The sequence below is a fragment of the Sporolactobacillus nakayamae genome, from assembly GCF_900113325.1.
GTDB classification, from domain to species: Bacteria; Bacillota; Bacilli; order Bacillales; family Sporolactobacillaceae; genus Sporolactobacillus; species Sporolactobacillus nakayamae.
Map to the genome: position 1 here is coordinate 106,406 of NZ_FOOY01000011.1, position 6,151 is coordinate 112,556.

Genomic DNA, 6,151 nt, shown 5'->3' on the forward strand with positions numbered 1-6,151 from the left:
GAGGAAAAGTCGAACCGAAGAGCGGAAGTCGAACCGAACCATCGAAAAGTCGAACCGAACGCGACCAAAGTTGAACCCAAGAGAGGAGAAGTTAGACCGAACACCGAAAAAGGCTCAATCCAACAGCCAATGCCTCAATTACGAAGGAATTTTCCAACGGGAAAATTCCCACATCCTTATATAAAAAGAAAAATTTCCATATCTAACATCTAGAAATTTCTCCTGCATTTAATAAGTGCGTACCTCAAGGCATCACATGGGACGCACTTTTTCTCATGATCCAAATTCCCTTAGTTTCAAAAAGGTGCGTCCATCGAATTCAGTCCGGATGACGCACTTTTATTTTCGTACGTGGCTCCCTGATCAGGAGATGGGAGCACTTTTTCTCATGAACAAAATTCCTCATCCACCAAAATCATTACGGAGGATGTACCTTTTGAGTGTCGCGCGCCCCGATCAAGTGAAAGGGGACGCGTTTTTCATCCGTCGCTTGAGACAAGAGGTTCCCCAGACTGCCGCGAGGCCGCTCCCGTTATGCGGCAACCCTTGTCCCTATTGACTTTTTGGCATATAAACGGAACTCGTTTAATAAGATGTTACAAACTCACATACGGGGTTTCGAGGTGAGCGCGGCGGGCTTGGAACGAGCATGATGATGATGCGTTGTTTAAGTTCCGTTTCTTCCAAAGATTGTCTCATTTCGCATCTTCATGACTACAGGAGGCGAGTGGTGTGCACGATTACATCAAAGAGCGTACGATCAAGATTGGAAAGCATATCGTGGAGACAAAGAAGACGGTACGAGTGATTGCCAAAGAGTTCGGGGTATCGAAAAGTACCGTCCACAAAGACTTGACGGAGCGGCTCCCGAACATTAATCCGGAACTAGCCAACGCAGTAAAAAATGTGCTCGATTATCACAAGTCGATTCGCCATCTTCGAGGAGGGGAAGCGACACGGCTGAAGTACCAGAAAGATACCGAAACAGCAGTTCGAAACTGAAAGGAAAACACCGAGCGACGAAACAAAAAACATAATCGACGAAATGCATTATTTTTCGACATACTCCCTGTTTGTATCAATTTATGATAAAATGAAATAATGATTGATAACTATCCTGGATTAGGTCTAGGTGTTTTGACAGGGAGGATTTGACGTGTTTTCAAGAGATATCGGAATTGATCTCGGAACAGCGAATGTATTGATCTATGTAAAAGGACAGGGCGTTGTTCTGAATGAACCGTCAGTAATCGCAATTGATACGGATACAAAGCAAATGTTAGCAGTTGGTGAAGAAGCGAGACGGATGGTTGGACGTACTCCTGGAAATATTGTCGCACTCCGTCCGCTCCGTGATGGCGTCATCGCAGACTTTGAAATCACAGAACTCATGCTGTCGCATTTTATCGATAAAATAAATGTAAAAGGCTTCTTAAAAAAACCGAGAATCTTAATCTGCACACCGACACACATCACATCGGTTGAGCAGAAAGCAATTCGCCAAGCAGCAGAACGCAGCGGCGGCAAACAAGTGTACCTAGAAGAAGAACCGAAAGTGGCCGCAGTAGGCGCAGGCATGGACATTTTCCAGCCGAGCGGCAACATGGTCATCGACATCGGCGGCGGGACAACCGACATCGCCGTCATCTCTATGGGCGATATTGTGACCTCCCAGTCCATTAAACTGGCGGGCGACAAGTTCGACCAAGAGATCCTGAACTATATTAAGAAGAAATATAAACTGCTCATCGGTGAACGCACCGCCGAACAAATCAAAATGACAGTCGGCACCGTATTTAAGAACGCGCGCGACGAAAGCATGGACATCCGTGGCCGCGACATGGTGACCGGTCTGCCGAAAACGCTCACCGTTCATTCCTATGAAATCGAAGAAGCACTCGCCGATTCCGTGAGCACACTCGTCCGCGCAGCGAAAAACGTGCTCGAACAAACCCCGCCGGAATTGTCCGCCGACATCATCGACCGCGGCGTCATTCTCACCGGCGGCGGCGCGCAGCTGCACGGCATCGACCAACTGCTCGCAAGCGAACTGAAAGTGCCCGTAGTCGTAGCCGACAACCCGATGACCTGCGTCGTCGAAGGCGCCGGCAAAATGCTGGAACACCTAGACAAACTCCCAAAGCGCAAAGCAAACTAATTGCTCTGCGCTTTTCGCGCATAGAGAATAAGGACGACCTTTATATAGGTTAAAATGCGGCATCCGCCGCACCGAACGCCGACGTTTCGGCACTTCGCGCACAATTTTTAATGGGAGGCAAGATGCGTAGAAATCAAAACAGGCAGGTGACGGACAGTGATCAGAGGCTTGTACACATCGGCGGCAGGAATGATTGCCCAACAAAGAAAGCAGGAAACGCTGTCAAACAACTTGAACAATATGGATACGCCGGGCTACAAAAGCGACCAAAGTAAGCTGCGCACGTTTCCCGAACAACTGATTAGTCGATTAGGCGGCGATGCGACACCATCACGCGAAGTCGGCGACCTTGCGACCGGTGTGTATATGGATGAGGCAGTACCTGACTTTTCGCAAGGAACGGTCACAGAGACCGGCAAGGCAACCGACGTCGCGCTGTCCACCGCGCAGCTGCCGGTGAATCCGCAAACCGGTGCGCAGGAAGGCGCCCTGCTCTTCAATGTCCGGACACCCGCCGGCGACACGCGCTATACGCGCAATGGGCACTTCACGCTCAGCCCCACCGGTTACTTGACCGACGACATGGGCGATCAGGTGCTCAGCACCGCAGGGCAGCCGATTCAGCTTCCATCCGATCAGTTTCAAGTGGCCGGAGACGGAACGATTTCAATTGATGGCGCGAACTACGGACAGATCGGCGTCAGCTATGCGGCGCGCACCAACCAGCTAGTCAAAGAAGGCAGCAGCCTGTTCCGACTCGATGGCGGCGGCGCACTTCCGGCGGCCGGCGGAAACGCGGCAATCAGCTATAGCTTGAAACAGGGCTTTGTTGAGGGCTCCAACGTTCAGGCCGATCAGACGATCACCGACATGATGGAATCATACCGATCATTTGAAGCCAATCAGAAAGTGCTGCAAATCATCGACGGATCGCTGGACAAAGCGGTCAATCAAGTCGGTCGCGTAAATTAAATGAGGCTGTTCGAAAAATCCGAGAAATGGTTAATGCGGTTCTTCTGCTAATAAAAAATCCCTTCAGCTAAGGACCCCGCGTCCTGCGGAAAGTACACTTCGACGATCAGGGATCAGGATGAGCTAGAGTCAGGTATGTTAGGACGCGGCGTTCGGTCCATTTTATCCTCCCTTTCGAACAGGTTCTAAAAATTAAAAAGGCAGGTGAGCGGGATGCAACGGCAAATGATGGCTACGGCAGTAACATTGGGACAGATTCAGCAGCAATTGGCGACGGTCGCTGATAACATTGCGAACGTCGGTACAACCGGTTATAAGAGCCGTGACGCAAAATTTACCGATTTGCTCGTTCAGCAGATCGATAACATGCGTCCGGCCGATACGGATCAGACCGATCAACAGAATCGGCTGACTCCGTCCGGAATTCGCGACGGGTCCGGCGCTCGAATCGGAGACACATCGGTGGATTTGTCCATGGGTGCGATCAAGCAGACCGACAATCCGCTCGACCTTGCCCTGACCAATGACCACCAATTTTTCACCGTGAATCACGGCGGCGCGACCGCCTATACGCGGTCGGGCGCCTTTAACGCGCAGCCGGATCCGAATGATCCGAATACCCTGCGCCTGCTCACGAAAAGCGGCGAAGCAGTGCTGGGCGCGAACGGACAGCCGATCACTCTCCCCGCAAATTATCGGAATCTGCAGATCAGCAGTGCGGGCGCGATTACAGCCGAATTGCCAAGCGGCGCCCGTGTTAACGCGGGACAGCTTGGACTGGTCACAGTCAGCCGTCCTCAATTACTAGAAAACCAAGGCAACAGCGTATACACATTGCCCAATCTCGCTCAACTCGGCATCGGAATGAACGAAGTCGTTCAGCCGGTTGCCGCTAATAGGGGAAGTGTGGCTCAAGGCAAACTGGAAAATTCAAATGTCGATCTGACCAAAGAAATGGCCGATCTGATCAATCTGCAGCACAACTATCAGCTGAACGCGCGATCCGTCACCATCGGCGATCAGATGGCCGGACTGGTGAACGGTCTGCTGCGTTAAGCGAGGAATTTATAATGGAATCTAACGAAAAGCTACATAATAAATCAGATAACCCCAATACGAGGCAAGCGGTCCGATCGGCGCGTAAAGAAGCGCAAAAGGCAGAACGCGCGGCTTCACCAAAACCCAAAACCGACGAGGAGAAAAAACCGCTTTTTAACCCGTTCTTCGGCTATAAAAAGCGGCGCTTTCCGATCTGGCAGCGCCTGATCGCGCTGATCGCTCTGTGCGCGATCGCTCTGTTCGCCGGAATGATGGTTGGTTACGGAGGACTAGGCCACCGCAGTCCTTGGGCTGTATTTGAGCCTGCCACCTGGCAGCACATTTTCGATTTTTTGAAAACGAAATGATTAAAAGGAGGCGGTCGTTTGTTAACGATCGACGAAATCAAAAAAATATTACCCCACCGTTATCCATTTCTGCTTGTCGATAAAGTACTCGAAGTTGAAGACGGTAAGAAAGCGGTCGGTATTAAAAATGTTACCGTGAATGAACCCTTTTTCCAAGGCCATTTTCCCGATTATCCGGTGATGCCCGGCGTCCTGATCGTTGAGGCGCTCGCCCAAGTCAGCGGTATCGCCGTCCTCAGCAAAGGCAAGCAGGAAAACATGCTGACGCTCTACGCCGGCATTGACAAATGCCGATTTAAGCGCCAGGTACGGCCCGGCGACCAGCTGAAGCTGGAAGCAGAAATTCTCCGATTCCGCGCGGGATTTGCCAAAGCAAAAGGCGTCGCAACCGTCGACGGAGAAGTCGCTTGTGAAGCGGAAATGATGTTCGCACTCAAAGCAGCAGAATAAGCAGCAAGCACCACAGACGCCAACGTTTAATCAGGCGTCTGTTTTCTTCATAGAGTCAAGGTGAAAAAGGAGAAACTAAGGCGAGACACAGCACAATCGAGATGATGGTCGCCGTCAAAGCCCAAATGAGCCCGGCGAGTTTTCTGAATTCCATTTTGATGATCGAAATCACGAACGAAATCCGCAACTGTATAATCCAACCGCTGTCGGAGCAATAGCAGCATAATCTGTTGCTTATTCCTTGCAAGACGCGTCTATTTAGACTAGCGTAAACGTATCAACAGTATTTATGGAGGGATTCACATGCCGACATTATCGGAAACCGGCTTTCATTTCGGCGCCAAAGAAGCACCGGTAAAATTGATCGTTTTCACCAATCTCGCTTGCCCGCACTGCGCAACCTTTTTGCAAGACTACGAAACCGAGCTGCTTCCGGCAATCGAGAACAAACAACTTGAACTCATTTTGAAGCCGTTCGACAAGCCGAAAGTCGGCCTGCTTAAGGGCAACCTCGTGCACCTGTTCCTCAATTACAAGGATCAGGCAACGACCAACCCGGTCATTCTGCAATTATTCAAGGACCAATCGGAATGGAAGTCGCTTACAGACAGCGAAATCAAAATATACCTGACCGAGAACTACGGCCTGACCGCGCAGCCGGACAACACCGAACGTAGCCTGACGATCACCCAGGAAGCAATCAACTTCGACGCTACTTCCGTACCAACCGCCCTGATCAGCCGCGCCGGCGCAGCACCAACCAAAATCACGCAGGAAGAGCTGAAAAAGGAACTCGAAACGGCACCTGCAAACTAATCGAAGCAAAACAGAACCGGGCGTCTCAAACGTCCGGTCTTTTTTTATGCCGCAACAACTCGCTAAGCGAGTTGTAACCGAATAGAAAAAAGCAGTAACCAAACGACCCAAAGTCGTAACGAAAATCCGAAGTCGTAACCAACGAAAGGAAAGTAGTAACGAACCATCGCAAAGTCGTAACCAATCGACCCAAAGACGTAACGAAAATCCGAAGTCGTAACTAACGAAAGGAAAATAGTAACGAACCACCGCAAAATCGTAACTAATCGACCCAAAGACGTAACAAAATTTTGAAGTCGTAACCAACGAAAGGAAAGTCGAACCTAACGATCCAAAAGTTGAACCTAAG

8 protein-coding genes are annotated in these 6,151 nt (G+C 50.3%); all 8 read left to right on the top strand.

Going from position 1 to position 6,151, the window contains the following annotated elements:
- Window positions 1–213: hypothetical protein (locus BM003_RS17835; protein WP_218143237.1), on the top strand; the 213-nt coding region annotated here is incomplete at its 5' end.
- 519 nt (window positions 214–732) lie between these two features.
- Window positions 733–1,002, top strand: a complete 270-nt coding sequence (gene spoIIID, locus BM003_RS09135) for a sporulation transcriptional regulator SpoIIID (RefSeq protein ID WP_093672320.1) — start codon at window positions 733–735, stop codon at window positions 1,000–1,002.
- A 154-nt stretch (window positions 1,003–1,156) separates the two neighbouring features.
- A complete protein-coding gene (mreB, locus tag BM003_RS09140; RefSeq protein WP_093672322.1) occupies window positions 1,157–2,158 on the top strand; it encodes a rod shape-determining protein in 1,002 nt (333 codons plus the stop codon).
- A 156-nt stretch (window positions 2,159–2,314) separates the two neighbouring features.
- Window positions 2,315–3,130, top strand: coding sequence for a flagellar hook-basal body protein (locus BM003_RS09145; protein WP_093672324.1), 816 nt, complete (start codon window positions 2,315–2,317; stop codon window positions 3,128–3,130).
- A gap of 213 nt (window positions 3,131–3,343) precedes the next feature.
- Window positions 3,344–4,186: a flagellar hook-basal body protein gene (locus BM003_RS09150; RefSeq protein WP_093672326.1), complete on the top strand. Its 843-nt coding sequence runs from the start codon at window positions 3,344–3,346 to the stop codon at window positions 4,184–4,186.
- A 14-nt stretch (window positions 4,187–4,200) separates the two neighbouring features.
- Entirely contained in the window at window positions 4,201–4,536 is a 336-nt protein-coding gene (locus BM003_RS09155) for a DNA-directed RNA polymerase subunit beta (RefSeq protein WP_093672328.1), read from the top strand.
- 18 nt (window positions 4,537–4,554) lie between these two features.
- Complete coding sequence (gene fabZ / locus BM003_RS09160) at window positions 4,555–4,986, top strand: 3-hydroxyacyl-ACP dehydratase FabZ (protein ID WP_093672330.1); 432 nt, start codon at window positions 4,555–4,557, stop codon at window positions 4,984–4,986.
- A 303-nt stretch (window positions 4,987–5,289) separates the two neighbouring features.
- On the top strand, window positions 5,290–5,802 hold the full coding sequence (locus BM003_RS09165; RefSeq protein ID WP_093672332.1) for a thioredoxin domain-containing protein: 513 nt from the start codon (window positions 5,290–5,292) through the stop codon (window positions 5,800–5,802).
- Window positions 5,803–6,151 lie beyond the last annotated feature (349 nt).

What these genes read in the sequence shown, in the direction of transcription:
- BM003_RS09165 (WP_093672332.1), top strand. Translation starts at nt 5,290, where the DNA reads ATGCCGACATTATCGGAAACCGGCTTTCATTTCGGCGCCAAAGAAGCA.
- BM003_RS09155 (WP_093672328.1), top strand. Translation starts at nt 4,201, where the DNA reads ATGGAATCTAACGAAAAGCTACATAATAAATCAGATAACCCCAATACG.
- BM003_RS09150 (WP_093672326.1), top strand. Translation starts at nt 3,344, where the DNA reads ATGCAACGGCAAATGATGGCTACGGCAGTAACATTGGGACAGATTCAG.